19 protein-coding genes are annotated in these 20,635 nt (G+C 33.7%); 10 read left to right on the top strand and 9 right to left on the bottom strand.

The window, feature by feature from the left end:
- Positions 1-180: 180 nt before the first annotated feature.
- Together ACNQGG_RS05755 and xerA are read right to left on the bottom strand one after the other, a co-directional pair.
- Positions 181-564 carry a hypothetical protein gene (locus ACNQGG_RS05755; protein WP_417962070.1) on the bottom strand — a complete coding sequence of 128 codons (384 nt, stop codon included), beginning with the start codon at positions 562-564 and terminating at the stop codon, positions 181-183.
- Between the two features lie 158 nt (positions 565-722).
- The gene (gene xerA / locus ACNQGG_RS05750; protein ID WP_417962069.1) at positions 723-1,766 is read right to left on the bottom strand and encodes a site-specific tyrosine recombinase/integron integrase; all 1,044 of its coding nucleotides are present in this window, start codon (positions 1,764-1,766) and stop codon (positions 723-725) included.
- Between the two features lie 465 nt (positions 1,767-2,231).
- On the opposite strand from xerA, the gene ACNQGG_RS05745 reads away from it, so the two are divergent.
- Positions 2,232-2,672, top strand: coding sequence for a hypothetical protein (locus ACNQGG_RS05745; RefSeq protein ID WP_417962068.1), 441 nt, complete (start codon positions 2,232-2,234; stop codon positions 2,670-2,672).
- Positions 2,673-2,862: 190 nt separating this feature from the next.
- Here ACNQGG_RS05745 and ACNQGG_RS05740 read toward each other — a convergent pair whose 3' ends face one another.
- The 6 genes from ACNQGG_RS05740 to ACNQGG_RS05715 form a co-directional block, all read right to left on the bottom strand.
- Positions 2,863-4,080: a peptidylprolyl isomerase gene (locus tag ACNQGG_RS05740; RefSeq protein ID WP_417962067.1), complete on the bottom strand. Its 1,218-nt coding sequence runs from the start codon at positions 4,078-4,080 to the stop codon at positions 2,863-2,865.
- A 181-nt stretch (positions 4,081-4,261) separates the two neighbouring features.
- Positions 4,262-5,377 carry a peptidylprolyl isomerase gene (locus ACNQGG_RS05735; protein ID WP_417962066.1) on the bottom strand — a complete coding sequence of 372 codons (1,116 nt, stop codon included), beginning with the start codon at positions 5,375-5,377 and terminating at the stop codon, positions 4,262-4,264.
- 123 nt (positions 5,378-5,500) lie between these two features.
- On the bottom strand, positions 5,501-6,151 hold the full coding sequence (gene gldI, locus ACNQGG_RS05730) for a gliding motility-associated peptidyl-prolyl isomerase GldI (protein WP_417962065.1): 651 nt from the start codon (positions 6,149-6,151) through the stop codon (positions 5,501-5,503).
- A 3-nt stretch (positions 6,152-6,154) separates the two neighbouring features.
- Entirely contained in the window at positions 6,155-7,159 is a 1,005-nt protein-coding gene (locus tag ACNQGG_RS05725) for a DHH family phosphoesterase (protein ID WP_417962064.1), read from the bottom strand.
- A gap of 69 nt (positions 7,160-7,228) precedes the next feature.
- Complete coding sequence (locus ACNQGG_RS05720) at positions 7,229-8,485, bottom strand: voltage-gated chloride channel family protein (RefSeq protein ID WP_417962063.1); 1,257 nt, start codon at positions 8,483-8,485, stop codon at positions 7,229-7,231.
- 185 nt (positions 8,486-8,670) lie between these two features.
- Entirely contained in the window at positions 8,671-9,057 is a 387-nt protein-coding gene (locus ACNQGG_RS05715) for a RidA family protein (RefSeq protein ID WP_417962062.1), read from the bottom strand.
- Positions 9,058-9,338: 281 nt separating this feature from the next.
- Between ACNQGG_RS05715 and ACNQGG_RS05710 the strand changes: the two genes are divergently transcribed.
- Together ACNQGG_RS05710 and ACNQGG_RS05705 are read left to right on the top strand one after the other, a co-directional pair.
- Entirely contained in the window at positions 9,339-9,944 is a 606-nt protein-coding gene (locus tag ACNQGG_RS05710) for a hypothetical protein (protein WP_417962061.1), read from the top strand.
- A gap of 119 nt (positions 9,945-10,063) precedes the next feature.
- Complete coding sequence (locus ACNQGG_RS05705) at positions 10,064-10,759, top strand: hypothetical protein (protein WP_417962060.1); 696 nt, start codon at positions 10,064-10,066, stop codon at positions 10,757-10,759.
- Between the two features lie 25 nt (positions 10,760-10,784).
- Here ACNQGG_RS05705 and ACNQGG_RS05700 read toward each other — a convergent pair whose 3' ends face one another.
- A complete protein-coding gene (locus tag ACNQGG_RS05700) occupies positions 10,785-11,312 on the bottom strand; it encodes a hypothetical protein (RefSeq protein ID WP_417962059.1) in 528 nt (175 codons plus the stop codon).
- A 201-nt stretch (positions 11,313-11,513) separates the two neighbouring features.
- On the opposite strand from ACNQGG_RS05700, the gene guaA reads away from it, so the two are divergent.
- From guaA to ACNQGG_RS05665, 7 genes are all read left to right on the top strand, one after another.
- Positions 11,514-13,043, top strand: coding sequence for a glutamine-hydrolyzing GMP synthase (gene guaA, locus ACNQGG_RS05695; protein ID WP_417962058.1), 1,530 nt, complete (start codon positions 11,514-11,516; stop codon positions 13,041-13,043).
- 130 nt (positions 13,044-13,173) lie between these two features.
- The gene (locus ACNQGG_RS05690; RefSeq protein WP_417962057.1) at positions 13,174-15,135 is read left to right on the top strand and encodes a LysM peptidoglycan-binding domain-containing protein; all 1,962 of its coding nucleotides are present in this window, start codon (positions 13,174-13,176) and stop codon (positions 15,133-15,135) included.
- A 139-nt stretch (positions 15,136-15,274) separates the two neighbouring features.
- Positions 15,275-15,676: an OsmC family protein gene (locus ACNQGG_RS05685; RefSeq protein ID WP_416850313.1), complete on the top strand. Its 402-nt coding sequence runs from the start codon at positions 15,275-15,277 to the stop codon at positions 15,674-15,676.
- Between the two features lie 77 nt (positions 15,677-15,753).
- Positions 15,754-15,987, top strand: coding sequence for a DUF3820 family protein (locus ACNQGG_RS05680; protein ID WP_416850314.1), 234 nt, complete (start codon positions 15,754-15,756; stop codon positions 15,985-15,987).
- 151 nt (positions 15,988-16,138) lie between these two features.
- The gene (locus tag ACNQGG_RS05675; RefSeq protein ID WP_417962056.1) at positions 16,139-17,752 is read left to right on the top strand and encodes a CTP synthase; all 1,614 of its coding nucleotides are present in this window, start codon (positions 16,139-16,141) and stop codon (positions 17,750-17,752) included.
- An 82-nt stretch (positions 17,753-17,834) separates the two neighbouring features.
- On the top strand, positions 17,835-19,739 hold the full coding sequence (yidC, locus tag ACNQGG_RS05670; RefSeq protein WP_417962055.1) for a membrane protein insertase YidC: 1,905 nt from the start codon (positions 17,835-17,837) through the stop codon (positions 19,737-19,739).
- Positions 19,740-19,830: 91 nt separating this feature from the next.
- Positions 19,831-20,541 carry a toxin-antitoxin system YwqK family antitoxin gene (locus ACNQGG_RS05665; protein WP_417962054.1) on the top strand — a complete coding sequence of 237 codons (711 nt, stop codon included), beginning with the start codon at positions 19,831-19,833 and terminating at the stop codon, positions 20,539-20,541.
- The last annotated feature ends 94 nt before the right edge of the window (positions 20,542-20,635 follow it).

Raw genomic sequence — 20,635 nt, 5'->3', positions numbered from 1 at the left:
CTCTTGATATTCTCTCTCTAGACTTTACGATAACTCCATAGTTCCTGCCAGTGACCGGTTCCGTTCAACACGGTTTTCATTGTTCGTGCTGCGCACGCAACGAAAACCTAGCTGTTGTGCGTTCGGTTTTTTTCTGTTTTCTAACTATTTATAATTAAAACAACTCAAAGAATTGCAAAGTTATTCATATCGTAAACCAAATTTATATTTTAACTTTTTTTCGTTTTTAATTTTGTATTTCACTTCAACAACCGCACTTGATGTACATACTTCGTCTGATACTAATTTATAAATTAAGATTAGACTATCTTTTTTAATTTCTATATTTCCATCATATTCTCCACAAGCATTTGCATTAATCATTTTTGCAATTTCAATAGTTTTTCCAATGTATTTAGGTTCAAATTTTGAATTTAGTTTAGCTCCATATTTATCGTAATTTTCTTCTCCTAATTCGGCTATAAATTTTGAATTAAAGTAAATTAAATCTTTACTCTTTTCATCTTTTTTTTCTTCACATCCGAATAAGAGATTTATAATAATTAGACCAACTAATATTCTCATTTTTATTTCATTTAAAATTTCTTTTTGCTTTTCGTCACGCGAAACTGACGCACAACTTGTATATAGTGATAACGTGGTCGCTATTATACGCCCAATTTTGGGTAGATTGTAGTGATAAACGTCATACTTTATTACGTTTCAAATATATAAATAAATAGCTACAAATTATCAAAAGGGCTTTTAATTTGTTGCAAACTTTTTGTGCTTACGTGAGTATAAATTTCGGTGGTTTTACTGCTATTGTGTCCCAGTAATTCTTGAATGTAGCGTAAATCAGTTCCGCTTTCTAGCAAATGTGTGGCATAGCTGTGGCGCAACCAATGCAAACTAACTGGCTTTGTTATTTTTACTTTTACTAATGCTTGCTTAAGTACGCTCTGTAAACTGTGGTCTGAATATTGTTCTTTTCCGTTTTGTCCTTCAAACAACCACATTTTAGGTTTATATATAGAATAATATTGCCGTAGCATTCCTAAAATCTTTGTAGATAGAGGCACAATCCTGTCTTTTTTACCTTTGGCTTGTCGGATAATTACAATGTTTCTATTTGAATCGATATCGGCTATTTTTAGGTTAATTAATTCGCTTCTGCGCAAGCCACAACTATAAATCAACGAAAGCATTGTTTTGTGCTTGATGTTGCTGTGGGCATTCAATATCAATTTTATTTCTTCCTTACTCAACACATTAGGTAAAAGTTTAGAACGTTTTGGTCGGTGAATCTTGTCTATTTCAATCTTAGTTTCTCGGATGATTGTAAAAAACAATTTAATTGCATTTACAATTTGATTCTGGTAGGATGCCGATAAATTATTTTTCAAGATATAGTCGTTGTTGTATACAATCACGTCTTCATTGGTAATTTCGGCAATGGGTTTTTCTCTATAGAAAACCAAGAATGATTTCAAGGCTTCACTATAGGTGGTAAGGGTGCTTTCACTATAGCGCTTGGAACGAAGCCATTGCTTGAATTTTTCTATATTAGCAATTCCCTCCTGAGAAGGGAGCGAATTTACAAGTGGTTTTATCTTGAAACGTTCTCTATTTTCGATTGTATCAGGGATGTGCCAAACCGTTTTTTGCTGGCTCCATCGTGCTCCTTCTATTTGTTTTATGCGGGCAATCAGGTCTTGATTTTTTTCAAAATAAACGGCAATTCTATTTTCGCTTTTGTGTTTTATAAGTTTTGCTGCCCAAGTCATATTGTGTTGGTTTTGTGATTGAAAGATACTAATTTTTTTACAAATATTGTTTTGTTAAGTGAAAGGTTCTTATAGTACTGAGTCTTTTTTGCGTGAGGGATAAAAGTGGAAATCCTCCCGATTTTTCTTCGGGAGATTGCAACGAATAGCCCGACCCGCTTTTTTTAGCGGGTCACGCCCAAATCCTGAATTTTAGAATCCTGATTGTTGTTTGGATCCACTACTTTTTAAACAAAAAAGGTAGTGGACTTTGCGAAAAACTTTGCGAACTTTGCGGTCAAATAATAGAATGTGAAATTAGTCTAACGCAAGTTCGAAATAAACACCGATAGCGCTATGCAAATTATATATTCCTTTAAAAAAAAATATAAACTACGTATGAAATCGCTATGACAACATTTGTCGCAAACACCAATGAAGATCTGGCGATACCATATTCCATTAAAAAACAAATATTATCTACATATGAAAATAAATCCAAAAAACGGAATTGACAAGCTCATTTTCGGAATGAAACAAAATGATGTAACCGCTATTTACGGTAAACCGGACAGGAATTACAAGGACGAAGATGACAATGTGATTTTTGCCTACAATAAACTTAAAACGCGTTTGACTTTCTATGTGGAGGAAGATTTCAAATTAGGGTATATCGTGGCTTCGAGTCCGGAACTGGAGTTGTTTGGGAATAAAGTGATCAATAGAAAAATTAGTGAGGTTAAAAAAGATTTGGCTGCCAAAGGAATCACTAAATTCACTCAGGAAGAATTCGATACGTTCGAAAACTATTTCAATGAGGAAAACTGGATTATCTTTCAAACGGAATTTGATGAGGTCGTAAAATTTGAGATTGGTGCGATTATCAATCAAAAAGATGAATTTGACTGGAAATTTGGAAAGAAATAATAGAGATTATATTGCACAGCTGTTTCGGATGTTAAAAGCTTAAATGGCCTTATATTCCTTATATGGTTAGATTTAAAACATAGAAGGAATATAAGTTCATTTAAGTCTTAAAATTTTAAAATGGTATTGCATAAAAAACCCGACAGGTTGTTGAAACTTGTCGGGTTTGTTTATTAGATGCTTTTGAAATTTATTGTTTTGGAGCCGGTTGTTTTTCAAATACTTCCAATTCGAAAACAAGATTCGTATTAGGCGGAATCACACCACCAGCACCTCTTTCGCCATAGGCTAAATTTGATGGAATAAAAATCACCGCTTTGTCTCCAAAAGACAGTAGGTTCAATCCTTCTAAAAATCCAGGTATCATTCCGTCTTTTTTACCTGCTTCAAAAGGGAAGGCTTGGTATCCGTTTTGAGCGGCTCTGTTTGCATCGTATTTTCCGTAGGCTTTGCTTACGTCTTCATAACTGCTGTCAAATAAGGTTCCGTCCTCAAAATAACCGGCATAATGAAAATAGAAAGTTGTTCCGTCAGCAGGTTTTACACCGCTTCCTTTTTGGATTATTTTATAGGCTAAGCCTGTAGCTGTAGTAGTTGCAGTAGTTTTATTCGCTTTTAAATCAGCCAGTTTAGCAGTGATAACGCTACCGTATTTTGAAAAATACGCTTTTTTCTCTTCAGCTTGAATTGCGGCTTGCTTTTTTTGGTTTTCAGCATCAATTAAAGCTTGTTTCTTAGCGTCTTCGGCTTTATTTCCATAATAGTCTGAGAATACTTTTAGGGCATTAAACTGTTTTGCTAAAGCTCCTTTTCTTACAATGATAATTTTCTTAATGACATCATCTTGGGCAATCAAGTTGACAACATTCATCCCTTGCGTCACATGACCAAAAATAGTGTGTTTTCCGTTTAACCAAGGCGTGTCTTTGTGTGTGATAAAGAATTGGCTTCCATTTGTAGTTGGACCTGAATTGGCCATAGCCAAAATGCCTCCTTTATCAAATTTCAGATCAGTAAACTCATCTTTGAATGCATAACCCGGACCACCAGAACCGTTTCCGGATGGATCGCCACCCTGAATCATGAAATCTTTAATAACACGGTGGAATTTTAAACCATCAAAAAATAGTTTTCCTTTTAGTTTTTCATCGGCTACAAAAGCGTTTTTCCCCTCAGAAAGTGCTATAAAGTTAGCTACAGTTACCGGTGTTTTTTTGTATTCCAGCTGAACGGTAATATCTCCTTTGGTAGTAGCAATAGTAGCGAAAATCCCTTCGACTGCTACGGGAGCTTTTTTTACAGGAGCTTTTACTGCTGTTACGGGTTTTTTGGCAGGAACTGGTTTCTTAGTTTGAGAATGTACCGTTACCATTCCTAAGAATAATAAAATTAGAATTTTAAATTTCATTTGGTAATAATTTAAGGTCTGACTTTTTTTTAATGTTTTAGGGTGTTTTTTGCCACGAATTTCACGAATTAATTCATTGATGATTTTCAGGGAATTAGTGCTAATTTCAGGAATTCGTGGTTAACTTTTTTACTTTGGTTTATATTACCGTTTCAATGATTAATGACCGTGCTCTATTTAGTTATTGTTGCATTAATTCAATTTCAAAAATAATATTGGCATTTGGCGGAATAACTCCACCAGCTCCAGCTTCTCCATAAGCCAATTTCGACGGTATAAAGAGTATGGCTTTGTCACCAAAAGATAATTTTTCCAGTCCTTCAATGAATCCAGGAATCATGCCATCTTTTTTTCCTGCTTGAAAAGGAATCGGTTGGTAGCCGTTTTGGGCTGCTCTGTTTTCATCGTATTTTCCAAAAGTTTGAGCAACACTTTCTATACTTGCGTCAAAAAGTTCTCCGTCTTCCAGAAAACCGGCATAATGAATGAAAATATTAGCACCATTGGCTGGTTTTTTGCCACCACTTTTCTTGGTTATTACGTATTCTAATCCTGTTGGTGTTTTTGTTGCTTTGGTTTTTAACGCAGCAAAATAAGCTATTTTTTGGTCACGGACTGTTTTGTATTTTTTGTCGTAAACTTTTTTATTTTCGGCTTCAATTGCCAATTTTTTCTTTTGGTTTTGAGATTCTACAGAGAAATAATCGCTAAATGTTTTTACTGCATCAAACTTTTTCACCGCTTCACCATTTCGGATGATGGTCACTTTGTTGATGAAATCGTTTTGCTCAATCTTATTCACAACATCCATTCCTTTTTCTACCACATGTCCAAAAATAGTGTGTTTGCCATCTAGCCAAGGTGTAGCAAGATGCGTAATGAAAAACTGGCTGCTGTTCGTTGCCGGACCATTATTGGCCATAGCCAAAACCCCGCCTTTGTCAAATCTCAAATCAGTAAATTCGTCTTTAAATTTATACCCGGTATCTCCAGATCCTGTTCCTAATGGATCTCCCGTTTGTATCATGAATTCTTTAATTACTCTATGAAATTTCAAACCGTCGAAAAAAGGTCTGTTTTTAAGGTTTTCATTGGTAACAAATTCATTTTTCCCTTCAGCCAAAGTCACATAGTTGGCCACTGTGATAGGCGCTTTTTCAAAATCTAATTGTACAATAATTTCTCCTTTATTGGTTTCAATTTTGGCATATAAACCATCAGGAAGATTGTTATGCTCTTCTTTACAAGAATAAAATGAGGCAATTACAAGGAATACGAGTAGGAAACTTTTTTTCATACGAAGTTAATATTTGTTTTTTAAAGGTATATGGTATCGCCATTCTTCATTATAGTTTTTGTCCCGTCCCGAAACTTCGGGATCGGGATTGAATCATGGCGATTTCATTTCTAAATTAATTTTTTATTGAGTTATAGTGTCTTGTGATTTGATTTCCGTGGTGACTTCAGGTTTAACAACTGCTTGAGGAGCTGTAGGTTTTACCGCATTTTGCTTTCTATACGCAGCTTCCGACATGAAATCACGCAAAGTCACTGTACAAAGTAAAGGTTGGTTCGTACCAATTTTTTTATTGTCGCCATGATAACCATAGCCCATATGTGAGGTGAAAAGAAAATTGACTTTCTCTTTTTTATGCATTAATTTGATACCGTCTCTCAAGCCCATCATGATGTTTTGTTTGTCAACATAATAAATTTGGGGTCTTAATTCTAATTCGGAATAAATAATATTGCCTTTCAAATCTTTGAGTTCATAATCAAAAAACGCAACATCTCCTTTTTTAGGTGTGAGCGTATCCAGCATGTTTTTTATCGAATAGGAATACCAATATCCTTTGGACGAAGCGATAAACTTTGCTTTAGGATTTCTTTTGATTACAGCATTAATTTGTCCTTCCTCACCGGCAATTAATTTTTTATTTCGTGCTATCGATTTCTTCATGAAAGTTCCGGAAGCTTGAGAAATAGGTCTTCGGGCTTCTTGATGTTGTTTACAACTGGAAACTAATACGAACAAAAAGAATGCAACTGCGATTAATTTGCTGTTTTTCATGTGTTATAGGGTTAATTTTTTTACTAAATCCTCAAATTTTGTTATGGTTTCTTGCATCGACACCTCTGATTTTCCACCAGCGGCATTAACATGTCCTCCACCGTTAAAATAATTTCTTGCAAATTGATTGACATCAAAATCACCTTGGGAACGGAATGAAATCTTAATTATTTTTTCTTCTTTATTTTCGATAAAAATAGCTGTAAAAAGAATTCCTTTGATACTTAATCCGTAATTTACAATACCTTCGGTATCTCCTTTTACATAATCAAAAGAGTTTAATTCGTCTTGTGTAAGCGTGGTATACGCTGTTTTGTGTTCCGTTAAAACTTTCATGTTTTGAAGCGCTCTTCCCAATAATTGTAAACGTCCAAAAGAACTGTTGTCAAATAATAAATTCGGAATCTCCGTATTTTCGACCCCTAAATCAATTAATTCTGCCACAATTCTGTGGGTATCTCCTGTCGTTTTTGGAAAACGAAAAGAACCTGAATCGGTTAGAATTCCAGTGTAAATGCAAGTCCCGATTGTTTTGTCGATGGCCTCTTTTTTCCCAAGGAAACAAATGAAGTTGTATAGCATTTCGCAAGTGGAACCAAACGAAGTATCTGAATAGGTAAATGTTGCGTAATTATCCGGTTTTTGATGGTGATCAATCATTATAAATGGTGCTTTGAGCGTAGCTAAAGCAGTTTCCATTTCGCCTGTGCGGTGCAAAGCATTAAAATCTAATGTAAAAATTAGTTCTGCCTCTTCAAGAATTTTGGTGCAGTTGGCTTTGTCTTTTTCGTATATTTTTACCGTTTCTGATCCGGGTATCCAAGCTAAAAAATCAGGAAATTCATTTGGAGAAACCACAACAGGATGATGGTTGTTTTTTAATAAAAAATGATATAATCCTAACGTAGAACCCATAGCATCGCCATCAGGACCTCGGTGGGGAATAATTACAATTTTTTTTGGAGTTGATAATAACAACTGTATCGCTTGAATGTCTTGTATTTTCATAGTTTGCGAAATTACATTTTTTTAATGTAATGTTGAAATCATTTATATAATTAACAAACTTTTACAATGTTACAAAAGCTCGATGGCTGTACTTTTTACTTTTTGGTACAAACGGTATTTTGCGCCTTTTACAATTTGCGCTTTGTAAATCCCAACAGAACCGGAACTAAAGTAAGCGATTATGCAAGCAATACCAATGAAAACACCACTTTCTATTCCAAAAAGTTCCATTCCCATAACCGTACAGGCAATAGGAGTGTGGGTTGCTCCCGAGAAAACGGCAACGAATCCCATTCCTGCCAAAAGTGCAATTGGCAAAGGAACCAGTAGGGATAAAGCGCTTCCTAATGTGGCACCTACAAAGAATAGCGGTGTTACTTCACCACCTTTGAATCCTGCGCCCAGCGTAAATCCTGTAAATAGTATTTTTAGAAGAAAATCGTAGGAAGCATTTGGATTAGAAAAGGCATCAACAATCATGGGAACTCCTAAACCGATGTATTTTGTGGTTCCAATAAAGTATATCGCTAAAGCAAGGATTATTCCTCCTATAAAAGGACGAAGCGGAGGAAAGGATATAGTTTTCGAAAATAAAGCACCCCAAAAGTGGGTGCTTCTGGAGAATAATAGAGCAGCTAGGCCAAAAAGAATACTTACCAGAATCACCCAAAATACGTTGGTTAAATTTATTTCAGTAATAATAGGAATATTGTAATGGGTGTGTTTTACTTGCCAGAAATCAACCGTGAAATAAGCAACGTAAGCGGTTATAAAAGACAACGGAATACTTTTGAAACTGATTTTACTGAAATATAAAACTTCCAAAGCAAAAAGTGCTCCAGCTAATGGTGTTCCAAAAACCGATGCAAAACCGGCACTGATTCCCAGGATGATTAGTGTCTTTCTCTCAGAATTATCAAGTTTGAAAAGTTTGGTACATTGATCGGCAATGGCGCCTCCCATTTGTACTGCCGTGCCTTCACGGCCTGCGGAACCTCCAAAAAGATGCGTGATTAAGGTGTCAATAAGCACCAACGGCGCCATTTTTAAAGGAATTGTTTTTTGGGGATTTTCGTATTCTTCCAGTAATAAATTATTGCCTTTTACAACATCCTTTCCCCAATAATGATAGCTAAACCCTATGATGAGACCGCCTATTGGCAAAAGCCAAATAATCCAGTTGTTGTGTTCTCTATAGTGTGTAACCCATTCCAGTGCCACTAAAAAAAATGCGGAAGCTGATCCAGAAAAAATGCCTGTCAAAGCACAAATGAAAATCCATTTGAGTGTGACAAGCATCATTTTTTTAGCATTTTCTAAATTCATTGCCGGAATTGAGGAAGTGTTTTTTGCGAAAGCATTAAAAGGGGACTACTGTTTATAAGTAATCACTAAGAAATGAATTTATAATGTAGTTTTTTTTCTCTCAAAGACACAAAAATACCAAATTCGATTTTGAATTGCTTTGTGATTTTGTGTCTTTTTTGAAAGATCAAAAACGGAGTAATTACTTATTCTGAAATAACTGCTGTAAATTCTATTTCAACCAAATATTCCGGTGCCACTAATTGGTTAATTCCGTAAAAACCAGTTGTAGGTTTTATGTCTTTAAAAAATTTGGCATGAGCCGTAGCAACTGCTTCAAATGTAGCTACGTCAGTAGTAAATATTCGGGTACGAATCACGTCTTTCATACCTACATTCAGGTCTTCCAGCACTTTTTCCACGCGCTCTAAAATATTAAGAGTTTGTGCATGAGCATCGTCAGCTTTTACTTTTTCACCATCAATTATAGCTACTGTTCCTGATACTTCAATGATATTTCCAATACGTACTGCGCGACAATATCCCATTTTGTCTTCCCATGGTGAGCCTGTCAATATGTTTTCTCTTTTCATTTTAATTGTTTTTAACTGATTTTTAAAATATTACAACCTAATTTAATTTTTGGTATATTTTTTGCAATTTAGAAAAAAATGAGAAATAAAAAACACTAATTTTTAATTTAAAAGTTCAATTTCGAGAAATCAATTTTAGAAAATATTATGTTCTAAAATGTAATAAAATTGGAAATTGAATGTTATAAATGATAGTTAAATTATATCGTTTTTATGATTTTACACTTTTGGTTTTTTATTTTTAAAATTTTACAAGCACAGATCAGTTAATCTAAAAAGTTATGAAAAGAATTCTATTTTTAATTACCGTCATATGTATGTCCCTAAACGGATATGCACAGAATGAATTTGACTCAAAATTTAAAGCAATACCCCCTAAAAATATAAGTCCAAAAGTTAAAAAAGCAATTCCGCCAAAGGCAGATTTGCCAAAAAATATTGCTCCAAAAGTTATAAAAAAGCAAGACGTCCCTCTTGATGTGCCAAAAATCAATTTTATAAATCCAGAGAAAATCACAAGAAAAGTAGATAATTTAGAGGTTGTTACTTATAAGAAAAATCAAAATTTAGGGAGTTTTAAAACGGGTTCTCTTACTGCTAAAGTAAGATATCGCGATGCAGCTTATGTTGATGGGGATAAGATTAGAGTATATTTAAATGATAAGGTAGTTGAATATGAGGTCATTTTGGATGGTGATTTTAAAGGGTTCCAGATAAAATTAGAAAATGGGATTAATAAGATTGATTTTGAGGCCTTGAACGAAGGTTTTGCACCTCCTAACACAGCAGAATTTGAAGTGTATGATGATAAAGGAAAAATTATTTCTGCTAGCCAATGGAATCTTGGGATAGATTTTAAAGCAACACTGCTATTAATGAAAGAATAGGAATGTTCTTTTTTCAATTCGATAAATAAATAAAATTAATTTATATTATTTTTGTTGTTAATAGTGTGTTTTTAGTTTTAAATTTTTAATAAATATTGATTTATCAATATTCACCTCATATGAAACAAATTCTTTTTTTTATAATAATTAGTATTAGTATTTCTTCAAAAAGCTATAGTCAGATTGAATTTGGTAAAAAGTTTAAAGCAATTCCCCCTATAAATAAAAGTCCGAAGTTTAAAAAAGAAGTTCTACCTGAAACTGACATACCACCAACCTACACTCCAAATGTTTTTAAAAGCCCTGAAATAAAAACCCCTAGTTCTGTATTAAAAATTGGAGAGGCAAGTACTATTGATATGACTCCAAAAAATGAGTTTGCTAATCCAGGAGATGTGTATAGGGATAAAATGGAAAAGGATTTAGGTAAAACATTAGTTCGGGAGGGTTTGAAAGAAGATTCAAGACTTTTGGTTAAAATTGATGTCAATTTTGGTGAGATTAGAACAAAATCTGAATTCTTTGTAATTAAATATCGTGATTTTGGACAGATTGATGGCGATTTAGCAAAAGCTACTATGAATGCAGATGTCGTTCAAGAACGATTATTAATGAAAGGAAATTATCAAGAATTTAAAATATTTCTGAAAGAAGGAATAAATACATTCGAAATAGAAGCTTTAAATAGAGGCGCATTAGGCGGAAATACAGCTGAATTTCAAATTTATGATGACAAAGGAAAACTTATTAAGTCTGATTATTGGGAAAATTGGGATGCAGGAGTAAAAGGGAAGTTTGTAATTATTAAAGAATAATACGTAATTGAAAACTGCTGATTTGTTAAAACGGATCAGCAGTAACTTGGAATTTCATTTCCGCTTTTACGGTTACGTTTTGAGTAATTGTTTCTTTAGTTACAACTCTTGCTCTTAATTTGAAACTTGAAGCCTTAATATATTTATCTAATTTTTCTGGAGTACAAGTTAGATTTATAATATTTGAGGTTGAATTAATATCATCTAAAAAAGCTAGTTCTATTTCGTCACTGCCGTCACTTGCGGAAATATACATATGTATTGACTTCAAAAAGGAAAATGTTTTATCAGTTGGATTTGTTATAGTTAATTTCATCTCTTTAATTCTTACTTCCTTAACTAATTCCGCTTTTGTTTTGTTATTTTCAAATACTGTACTGGAATTTGAAGCGATTTCTTTATTTAGTTCAAAAGGTATATTGACAGGAAATCCAGCTGGAATGGTAACGGACGTTTCGTTGTCTACCGAAAAGGTAAATAAATTATCAATAACACTGCATGAGAGGGCCAGAAGGCCAAAAATTACAACGGCTAAGTATTTCTTTGTTTTCATTTTTTTTGTTTTTTAAGTAGATTAATAGATACAAAAATAAGCTTTTATTTTCCTAAAGTTGATTTTAAGAAATAAACAATTCTAAATTAGTGGCAGTTGGCTCCTTAGTGAAGCAACCGGATTATTTAAACAGATAAAAATTAAATAAATATTTTTTAAAATTCAATTTTTCAATTCAAAATATAAAAAGTATTTTTGCGCATGCAACACAACGTACTTATTTTAGATTTCGGATCGCAATACACACAGCTTATTGCGCGTAGAGTTCGCGAATTAAATATATTCTGCGAAATCTTCCCTTACAATCATTTTCCGAGTGATTTATCATCTTATAAAGCAGTAATTCTTGGAGGAAGCCCTTTTTCTGTTAGAGGAGAAGATGCACCACATCCTGATTTATCTGAAATTAGAGGAAAACTTCCTATGCTGGCCGTTTGTTACGGTGCGCAATATTTATCCCATTTTAGTGGTGGTGAAGTTGCTGCTTCAAATACCAGAGAATACGGTAGAGCTAATTTGTCTTTTATAAAAGAAGATGAAATTTTCTTTGAAGGTGTTTCTGAAAACAGCCAGGTTTGGATGAGTCATAGCGATAGTATTAAAGCTTTACCAACAAACGGAGTAAAATTGGCAAGTACACATGATGTCGAATTTGCGGCTTATAAAATTGAAGGCGAAACAACCTATGCAATTCAGTACCATCCAGAGGTTTTTCACTCTACGGATGGATCAAAAATGCTGGAAAATTTTTTAGTAAAAATTGCTGAAGTTCCTCAAAATTTCACGCCAAACGCTTTTGTTAGCGAAATGGTAGCGGAATTAAAAGAGAAATTACAAGACGATAAAGTAGTTCTTGGTCTTTCGGGTGGAGTAGATTCTACTGTAGCGGCAGTTTTATTGCACCAGGCTATTGGTAAAAACCTATACTGTATTTTTGTAAATAACGGTTTGCTTCGTAAAAACGAATTCCAAAATGTATTAGACCAATACAAAGGAATGGGTTTAAACGTAAAAGGAGTAGATTCAGGAGATCGTTTCTTATCTGAATTAGCAGGTGTGAGTGATCCGGAAACCAAACGTAAAATTATTGGACGTGTATTTATCGAAGTTTTTGATGATGAATCACACCTTATAGAAGATGTAAAATGGTTGGCGCAAGGAACAATTTATCCTGATGTTATTGAATCAGTTTCAGTAAAAGGACCTTCAGCTACTATTAAATCACACCATAATGTAGGAGGTTTACCTGATTACATGAAATTAAAAATTGTAGAACCACTTCGCATGCTTTTCAAAGATGAAGTGCGTAGAGTAGGAGCTTCATTAGGAATTGATCCAGAATTATTAGGAAGACATCCTTTCCCTGGACCTGGATTGTCAATCCGAATTTTAGGAGATATCACACCGGAGAAAGTTAGAATTTTGCAAGAAGTAGATTTTGTTTTTATCGAAGGATTGAAATCTTGGGGATTATACGACAAAGTTTGGCAAGCAGGAGCTATTTTACTTCCTGTAAATAGTGTAGGTGTAATGGGTGATGAGCGTACGTATGAAAAAGTAATAGCACTTCGTGCCGTTGAATCTACGGATGGTATGACCGCGGATTGGGTACATTTACCATATGAATTCCTGATGAAAATATCTAATGATATTATCAATAAAGTAAAAGGAGTAAATAGAGTGGTTTATGATATTAGTTCAAAACCGCCAGCAACTATTGAGTGGGAATAAGATTAAATTTTTGTTAATCCCTTCTCGGAATATCATTATTTTTAATGTTCTTTATATAAACGGTATCAAGTTTTGCAATAAAATTTGATACCGTTCCGTTATTAATGATTTGAATAATTTATAAATAAAAATGATGAAATATTTTTTTGCGATTTGTATTATGGGTTTGTTGTTTAATTACAGTGTTTTTTCGCAAGAAAAAAATATAACACATAAAGTGGAGAAAGGAGAAACGATAAGTCAGATTGCAATAAAGTACAATGTTACTCCATTTGATATTTACCAACTAAACCCAGATGCTCAAAACGGATTAAAGCCAAACAGTGTTTTGCTGATTCCAAAAAAAGTTAACAAACAAAAGGTTGCGGTGCAAGCCAAAGTCATTGTGAAAACTGCAACACACGAGGTAGCTCCGAAAGAGACGCTTTATGGTATAGAAAAAAAATACAATGTTTCTGATGAAGATTTGAAGAAAGCCAATCCAACTCTTGAAAAAGAAGGATTGAGAATTGGACAAATCCTTGTTGTTCCATCCAAAAACAGCCCGAAAACTACCAGTGTAATTCAAGAAAAAGTGATTTATCACGAGGTACTTCCAAAGGAAACTAAATATTCCATTGCCAAAAAATATGGAATTACGATTGCAGAATTAGAGAAAAAAAATCCTGAAATTGTTTCTAATTTACCTGTTGGGTATAAATTAATTATCAAGGGGAATCCCGAAACTTCGGGACCAAAAGTGGAGAAAACAATCCCAGTGGTTGAATCCAAAAAAGAAATTGCAAAACCGAATCCTGTAAAGGCTGTGGCAACTGTAAACTATCTGAATTATGAAGTGAAACCAAAAGAGACACTTTATAGTTTATCAAAAATGTTTGGTATGACTCAGGAAGAATTAATCAGTCTAAATCCTGCTTTATCTCAAGGTGTTGTGGAAGGAATGATTTTAAAGGTTCCGGGAACGATTGCTGTTCCAGCTGTTGAATCCAAAAAAGAATACGCTGTTTTGTCAAAGAAAATGGGGGGTAATGACAGAAAGAAACTGGTGTTGCTTTTGCCTTTTAACATGCCAAAAATTGAAGGAGATACTGTTAATTCAACGGCTATGCGTTTGAAAAAAGACAAGTTTCTGAATATGACTTTAGATTTTTATGCGGGAGCTTTGATGGCTATAGATTCGGCAAAACAGATAGGACTTTCTTTGGATGTGAAAATTTATGATTCGCAGGAAACTAAAAACACTTCCAATGTTGCTTCTATAATTAAAGAAAATAATCTGGAAAATGCTGATGCTGTTGTTGGTCCCTTTTATCTTACTAACGTGGAAAAAACCGCTGAATTGTTGAATGTGAATCAGGTTCCTGTGATTTCTCCTTTATCTAAAGATTTAGGAAATTCATTCAGTAATTTGTATCAAACTATTCCAACGGTTACCGTAGTTAAAAACGCCATGTTTGATTATATGAGAGCAAAAGGTGGAAATATGATTGCTGTAGTAGATAAGAAAAAGGAATCAATGATTCAGTTTATTAAGGAAAATCATAAAGATGTAAAATTTTCTGTTCTTACTGAAAATGGAGGTTTATCCCCTGAGAATTTAAAAAGTTTATTTGTGAAAGACAAAATGAACTACGTGGTGATGGAAACAGGGAATACCGGGATGATAAAATCAACAATGGCAACCATGATGGGTGCTATGGCAACGTATAAAGTGCAGTTGGTTATTTTAGAACCTAATGAAACATTAGATACTGATGAAATTAATTTTGTGAATCTGACAAAATTGAAATTGATGTATCCTTCTGTTACTCGTGAAAATGAATCTCCCGAAGCTTTAATTTTCGAAAAAGAGTTTAAAAAGAAAAATAAAATTTCCCCGAGTGCTTTTGCAACCCGTGGTTTTGACATTACATTTGATACCATGATGCGATTGTCACAAGGGAAAAAGTATGAGGAAACTGCAGATGCAATGGCAACTGAGCAAGTAGATAATAAATTTGAATACTATAAAAAAGAAGAAGGTGGATATACTAATAAAGGGGTTTACATCTTATATTACGACACCGATTTAAGCATCAAGGAAGCGAAGTAGTTTTTAGTGTGCAGTATTTTCAGTATTCGGTCGCAGTTTTTAGGAAAATACAAAACAACAATAACACATACCTGTCTCGTCTTCCTCTCCTTCGGAGAGTCCCGAGGTTTCGGGAGGGGTGAGAAATAATAGAAAAAATATGACATCAAAAGTAACTTACCTAGGCGATTTAAGAACATCGTCAATACATTTACAATCTGGAACAGAAATCGTATCGGATGCTCCGGTGGATAATAATGGAAAAGGGGAGGCTTTCTCGCCAACCGATACCGTTGCTAATGCTTTGGCAAGTTGTATGATGACCGTTATGGGGATAAAAGCCCGTGATATTGAAGTAGATTTGAAAGGATCAACCGCTGAAGTAACTAAAGTTATGAATGCGGAGCCAAGACGAATAGGAACGATAGTAATCACTTTTGATATGGTAGGAACGACGGATCAAAAGAATAAAACAATCCTTGAAAGAACCGCGATGACATGTCCTGTTTTTTTAAGTTTAAATACCGAAATCGAGAAACAAATTACTTTTAACTGGAAGTAATCTGGTAGCAGATTCAGGCAATAGTTTTTAGTTTATAGATTGAACTTTAAACATAAACTTTAAACTAGGAACTTACTTTGGAACAAAACCAAAAACAACTTGTCAAACTTGCTCATACCAAAATGCCTTTTGGCAAATATGAAGGCAGATATCTTATTGATTTACCAGAATATTATGTGGTTTGGTATAGCAATAAAGGTTTTCCAAAAGGAGAATTAGGGCAGCAATTGCAATTGATTTATGAATTAAAACTCAATGGATTGGAGGAGTTAATTCGCAATATTAAAAAGCGATATCCAAAACCGCTTTAATTTGTGAATTAGGAAAAAGCTAATTTGAAAATAGGAGTAGTATTGAATTGTCAAATTTTCAAATTATCTCATTTTCAAATTAGCTTTTTCTCGATTTATAATTGTATTTTTGCCACGTTTTTTACACAACTACATTACAAACAACAACAGAATGAATCAAACGAAATATATTTTTGTTACAGGCGGTGTGACTTCTTCTTTAGGAAAAGGAATTATAGCGGCATCTTTGGCAAAATTATTACAAGCAAGAGGATACAGAACTACTATCCAAAAATTCGACCCGTATATCAATGTTGATCCAGGTACTTTAAATCCATATGAACATGGAGAATGTTATGTTACCGATGATGGTGCAGAAACAGATTTGGATTTAGGTCATTACGAGCGTTTTTTGAATGTTCCTACTTCTCAGGCGAATAATGTTACTACAGGAAGAATTTATCTTTCGGTTATTGAAAAAGAACGAAGAGGAGAGTTTCTTGGTAAAACGGTTCAGGTTGTTCCTCATATTACCAATGAAATTAAAGATAGAATGCAATTGCTTGGTAAATCAGGGGATTATGATATTGTTATTACAGAAATTGGAGGTACAGTAGGAGATATCGAATCTTTACCATATATCGAATCGGTTCGTCAATTAGTATGGGAATTAGGAGAGCATAATGGTTTAGTGATTCATTTGACATTAGTTCCTTATTTGGCTGCTGCCGGAGAATTGAAAACAAAACCAACACAGCATTCTGTTAAAACTTTGATGGAAAGCGGTATCAAAGCGGATATTTTAGTTTGTAGAACAGAGCACGAAATTTCGGAAGAATTACGAAATAAACTGGCTTTGTTTTGTAATGTAAAAAGAGAGGCCGTTATCCAGTCAATTGATGCTTCCACTATTTATGAAGTGCCTAATTTGATGCTTGAAGAAGGACTTGATGTTGTGGCTTTAAAGAAATTGGATTTGCCTAAAAAGGCTGCTCCGGATTTAAAAAACTGGAATACTTTTTTACGCAGATTAAAAAATCCTAAGCATACTATAAACATTGGTTTGATTGGAAAATATGTAGAAATGCAGGATTGTTACAAATCTATTTTGGAAGCTTTCATTCATGCAGGCGCTACTAATGAAACCAAAGTAAATGTTATTTCAATCCATTCTGAATATATCGATGCAGATAATGTAGACGTGAAATTAGCTGGATTAGACGGAATTCTTGTTGCACCAGGTTTTGGTGAAAGAGGAATTGAAGGAAAAATTGAAACTGTTCGTTATGCCCGTGAAAATAAAGTTCCATTTTTCGGAATTTGTTTGGGTATGCAAATGGCTATTATTGAATATTCAAGAAACATTCTTGGACTTTCAGAAGCTAATTCTACTGAAATGAATGACAAAACGCTTCATCCGGTAGTGAATTTGATGGAAGAGCAAAAAACAATCACTGATAAAGGGGGAACCATGCGTCTTGGTGCTTGGAAATGTGATTTGAAACCAGATACTTTGGCGTATAAAATATACGGTAAATCAACTATTTCTGAACGTCACCGTCACCGTTATGAATACAATAGTGAGTATGTAGCTCAATTGGAAAAAGCAGGATTAGTAGCTTCGGGTATAAACCCGGATACTGGTTTAGTTGAGGTTGTAGAAATAGAGGATCATCCATTTTTTATTGGCGTTCAATACCATCCTGAATATAAAAGTACGGTAGCAAACCCACATCCTATTTTTGTGAATTTTGTGGCAGCCGCTGTTCAGGCAAAGAAAAAATAGTATTTAGTTTTTGAATTAGTGTTCGATCGCTGTATTCATAAAGCTTTATACCTTAAATAGTAAACTTTTTTTAAATAAAATAATGGAAGAAAAAAAATTTGACCTCAATTCGATTATAGGTTTTGTATTGATTTTTGGTATTTTGATTTGGATAATGTATCAAAATCAACCTTCTGATAAAGATCTTGCTGCTGATAAAGCCAAGAAAGAATTGGTCATCAAAGAAGCTAAAGCTAAAGAAGCAAGCGCTAAAATGATTATACCGTTAACTGTTGGTGGTGTTGTGGCTGGAGATTCTACACAATTGGCACAATTGGAAAAAACATTAGGAAATTTTGCTTATTCTGCTACACTTCCTTCAGCAAAAGAAGGTTTTACAACAATCGAAAACGAATTTGTAAAATTGAGAGTTGCCAATAAAGGGGGCTATATTGTTGAAGCCACTTTGAAAAACTTCGAAAAATTTAAAAAAGGTTCTGGGCAATTAGTAGAATTGATTAAAGACAATAACGCTAATTTGAATCTGCAATTACTAACCAGTGATAACCGTACTTTAAATACAAAAGACTTGTTTTTTGAACCAACAGTAACAAAAGTTGGAGCAGATCAAATACTGTCCATGAAATTGAAAGCTGGTGCAAATGAGTTTTTAGAATACAAATACATATTGAAACCAAGCGAGTATATGGTTGGTTTTGATATTCGTTCGCAAGGATTGAATAAAGTGTTGAATACAGCTAAACCGTTGGATTTAGAATGGAATTTAAAAACATATAGAACAGAAAAAAGCATTGCTTACGAAGATCGATATACATTACTTAATTTCGAGTATGAAGGTGAGAAATTCGACTATGTAGGAGACGGAAAAGACAAAGAAGAAACACCTGAAAATGTCAAGTTTATTGCTTTCAAACAGCATTTTTTCAGCACTATATTATTGACTGATACACCGTTTGCTAAATCTTCCTTGAAATCTAGTAAATTAGTTGTTGATGAAAAGGTTGATACCACTTATATCAAGCAATTTAAAGCAAATGTACCTTTAGCATTTACCAATGGTGAAGTAGATTATAAAATGAGTTGGTACTTTGGACCATCGGATTATAAGACATTGAAAGGATACGATAAAAATTTAGAGAAAATTATTCCTTTAGGTTGGGGAATTTTTGGATGGATTAACAAATTTATTTTTATTCCATTATTCGGATTTTTAAGTTCGTATATCGCTTATGGAATTGCGATAATTATCTTTACTATTATCGTTAAAATTGCGATGTCGCCTATTACTTATAAATCATTTTTGTCACAGGCCAAAATGAAAGTGTTGCGACCTGAGATTACTGAATTGGGAGAAAAATTCAAAAAAGACCCAATGAAGAAGCAGCAGGAAACGATGAAATTATACAATAAAGCTGGGGTGAACCCAATGGCAGGATGTATTCCGGCCTTGATTCAGCTTCCTTTTATGTATGCTTCCTTTCAATTTTTTCCATCCGCTTTCGAGTTAAGACAAAAAGGCTTCCTTTGGGCTGATGATTTGTCTTCATTTGACTCTATTTATAAATTGCCTTTTCATATCCCATTGTATGGTGACCACATTAGTTTGTTTCCAATATTGGCTGCAATAGCTATTTTCTTTTATATGAAAATGACTTCTGGAGATCAACAAATGGCCGCCCCACAACAAGAAGGAATGCCTGATATGGCAAAAATGATGAAATATATGATTTATATTTCGCCAATTATGATGTTGATTTTCTTCAATAGTTATGGTGCTGGATTGAGTTTGTATAACTTTATTTCCAACTTGATTACGATAGGAATTATGTTTGTGATTAAAAACTACATTGTGGACAGTGATAAAATTCACGCTCAAATACAAGAGAATAAATTGAAAGAGCCTAAGAAACAAGGTAAATTCCAGAAAAAACTTCAAGAAGTTATGGAACAAGCCGAAGCTCAAAAGGCGAAAGATAAAAAGAAATAAAAAATAAAAAAATCTCGAAATATTTCGGGATTTTTTTATTTACAGATAATTTAAGCGATCAGAAGGCGTTACTATAAAAAGGTTATTTATTATGAAAGCATTTTATAAAAAAGGGATATTTGTTGTGATTTTTTTGAATGTGTTTTGTCTTCAGGCGCAAACAGATTTTAATAAATTAGATCAAAACGGTAAGAAGCATGGTGTATGGAAAGGGTTGTATGAAGAATCTAAACGGCCGCGATATGAAGGAACTTTCGCGCATGGGAAAGAAACGGGAGTTTTTAATTTTTATGATGATACCAAAGCAAAATCAATAATAGCCACAAGAGAATTCAATCCTAATGACAATTCTGCGTACACTATTTTTTACGACCAGGCTAAGAATAAAGTTAGCGAGGGTAAAGTAGTCAACAAATTATTTGAAGGACAATGGAAGTATTATCATCAAGCTTCAAAAATTGTAATGACTATTGAAAGTTATGCAAATGGAAAGTTAGAAGGTTTGCGAACTGTTTTTTATCCGAGTGGTAAAATTGCTGAAGAAATCAGTTATAAAAATAACCTAAAAAACGGTATTTATAAAAAATATACCGAAAAAGGGATTGTACTTGAAGAATCCATTTTCAAGAATAACGAATACAATGGTTTGTCAATTTTCAAAGATACTGACGGGAATACAGTTTCAAAAGGAGCATTTGTAAATGGCAAAAAAACAGGAATTTGGCAATTTTTCGAAAATGGAAAAAAAGTAAAGGACGTGAATATGAATTTTCCTGAAAACGCTACTAAATCAAAAAAATAAACCAAAAAAATAAAATAATAGAGCTTGTAAAACCGTTATTAAGAGTTAAATTGTGGGCAAAAAAACAAATGTCTTGTTTTGCAAAATGAAAACA

This window comes from Flavobacterium esculini (assembly GCF_048284325.1).
Taxonomy (GTDB): Bacteria; Bacteroidota; Bacteroidia; order Flavobacteriales; family Flavobacteriaceae; genus Flavobacterium.
This window is presented reverse-complemented; position numbering and strand designations above follow the sequence as displayed.

Bases quoted from the DNA above. Each gene is read 5' to 3' on its own strand.
- ACNQGG_RS05755 (WP_417962070.1), bottom strand. From the start codon at position 564: ATGAGAATATTAGTTGGTCTAATTATTATAAATCTCTTATTCGGATGT.
- xerA (WP_417962069.1), bottom strand. From the start codon at position 1,766: ATGACTTGGGCAGCAAAACTTATAAAACACAAAAGCGAAAATAGAATT.
- ACNQGG_RS05745 (WP_417962068.1), top strand. From the start codon at position 2,232: ATGAAAATAAATCCAAAAAACGGAATTGACAAGCTCATTTTCGGAATG.
- ACNQGG_RS05740 (WP_417962067.1), bottom strand. From the start codon at position 4,080: ATGAAATTTAAAATTCTAATTTTATTATTCTTAGGAATGGTAACGGTA.
- ACNQGG_RS05735 (WP_417962066.1), bottom strand. From the start codon at position 5,377: ATGAAAAAAAGTTTCCTACTCGTATTCCTTGTAATTGCCTCATTTTAT.
- gldI (WP_417962065.1), bottom strand. From the start codon at position 6,151: ATGAAAAACAGCAAATTAATCGCAGTTGCATTCTTTTTGTTCGTATTA.
- ACNQGG_RS05725 (WP_417962064.1), bottom strand. From the start codon at position 7,159: ATGAAAATACAAGACATTCAAGCGATACAGTTGTTATTATCAACTCCA.
- ACNQGG_RS05720 (WP_417962063.1), bottom strand. From the start codon at position 8,485: ATGAATTTAGAAAATGCTAAAAAAATGATGCTTGTCACACTCAAATGG.
- ACNQGG_RS05715 (WP_417962062.1), bottom strand. From the start codon at position 9,057: ATGAAAAGAGAAAACATATTGACAGGCTCACCATGGGAAGACAAAATG.
- ACNQGG_RS05710 (WP_417962061.1), top strand. From the start codon at position 9,339: ATGAAAAGAATTCTATTTTTAATTACCGTCATATGTATGTCCCTAAAC.
- ACNQGG_RS05705 (WP_417962060.1), top strand. From the start codon at position 10,064: ATGAAACAAATTCTTTTTTTTATAATAATTAGTATTAGTATTTCTTCA.
- ACNQGG_RS05700 (WP_417962059.1), bottom strand. From the start codon at position 11,312: ATGAAAACAAAGAAATACTTAGCCGTTGTAATTTTTGGCCTTCTGGCC.
- guaA (WP_417962058.1), top strand. From the start codon at position 11,514: ATGCAACACAACGTACTTATTTTAGATTTCGGATCGCAATACACACAG.
- ACNQGG_RS05690 (WP_417962057.1), top strand. From the start codon at position 13,174: ATGATGAAATATTTTTTTGCGATTTGTATTATGGGTTTGTTGTTTAAT.
- ACNQGG_RS05685 (WP_416850313.1), top strand. From the start codon at position 15,275: ATGACATCAAAAGTAACTTACCTAGGCGATTTAAGAACATCGTCAATA.
- ACNQGG_RS05675 (WP_417962056.1), top strand. From the start codon at position 16,139: ATGAATCAAACGAAATATATTTTTGTTACAGGCGGTGTGACTTCTTCT.
- yidC (WP_417962055.1), top strand. From the start codon at position 17,835: ATGGAAGAAAAAAAATTTGACCTCAATTCGATTATAGGTTTTGTATTG.
- ACNQGG_RS05665 (WP_417962054.1), top strand. From the start codon at position 19,831: ATGAAAGCATTTTATAAAAAAGGGATATTTGTTGTGATTTTTTTGAAT.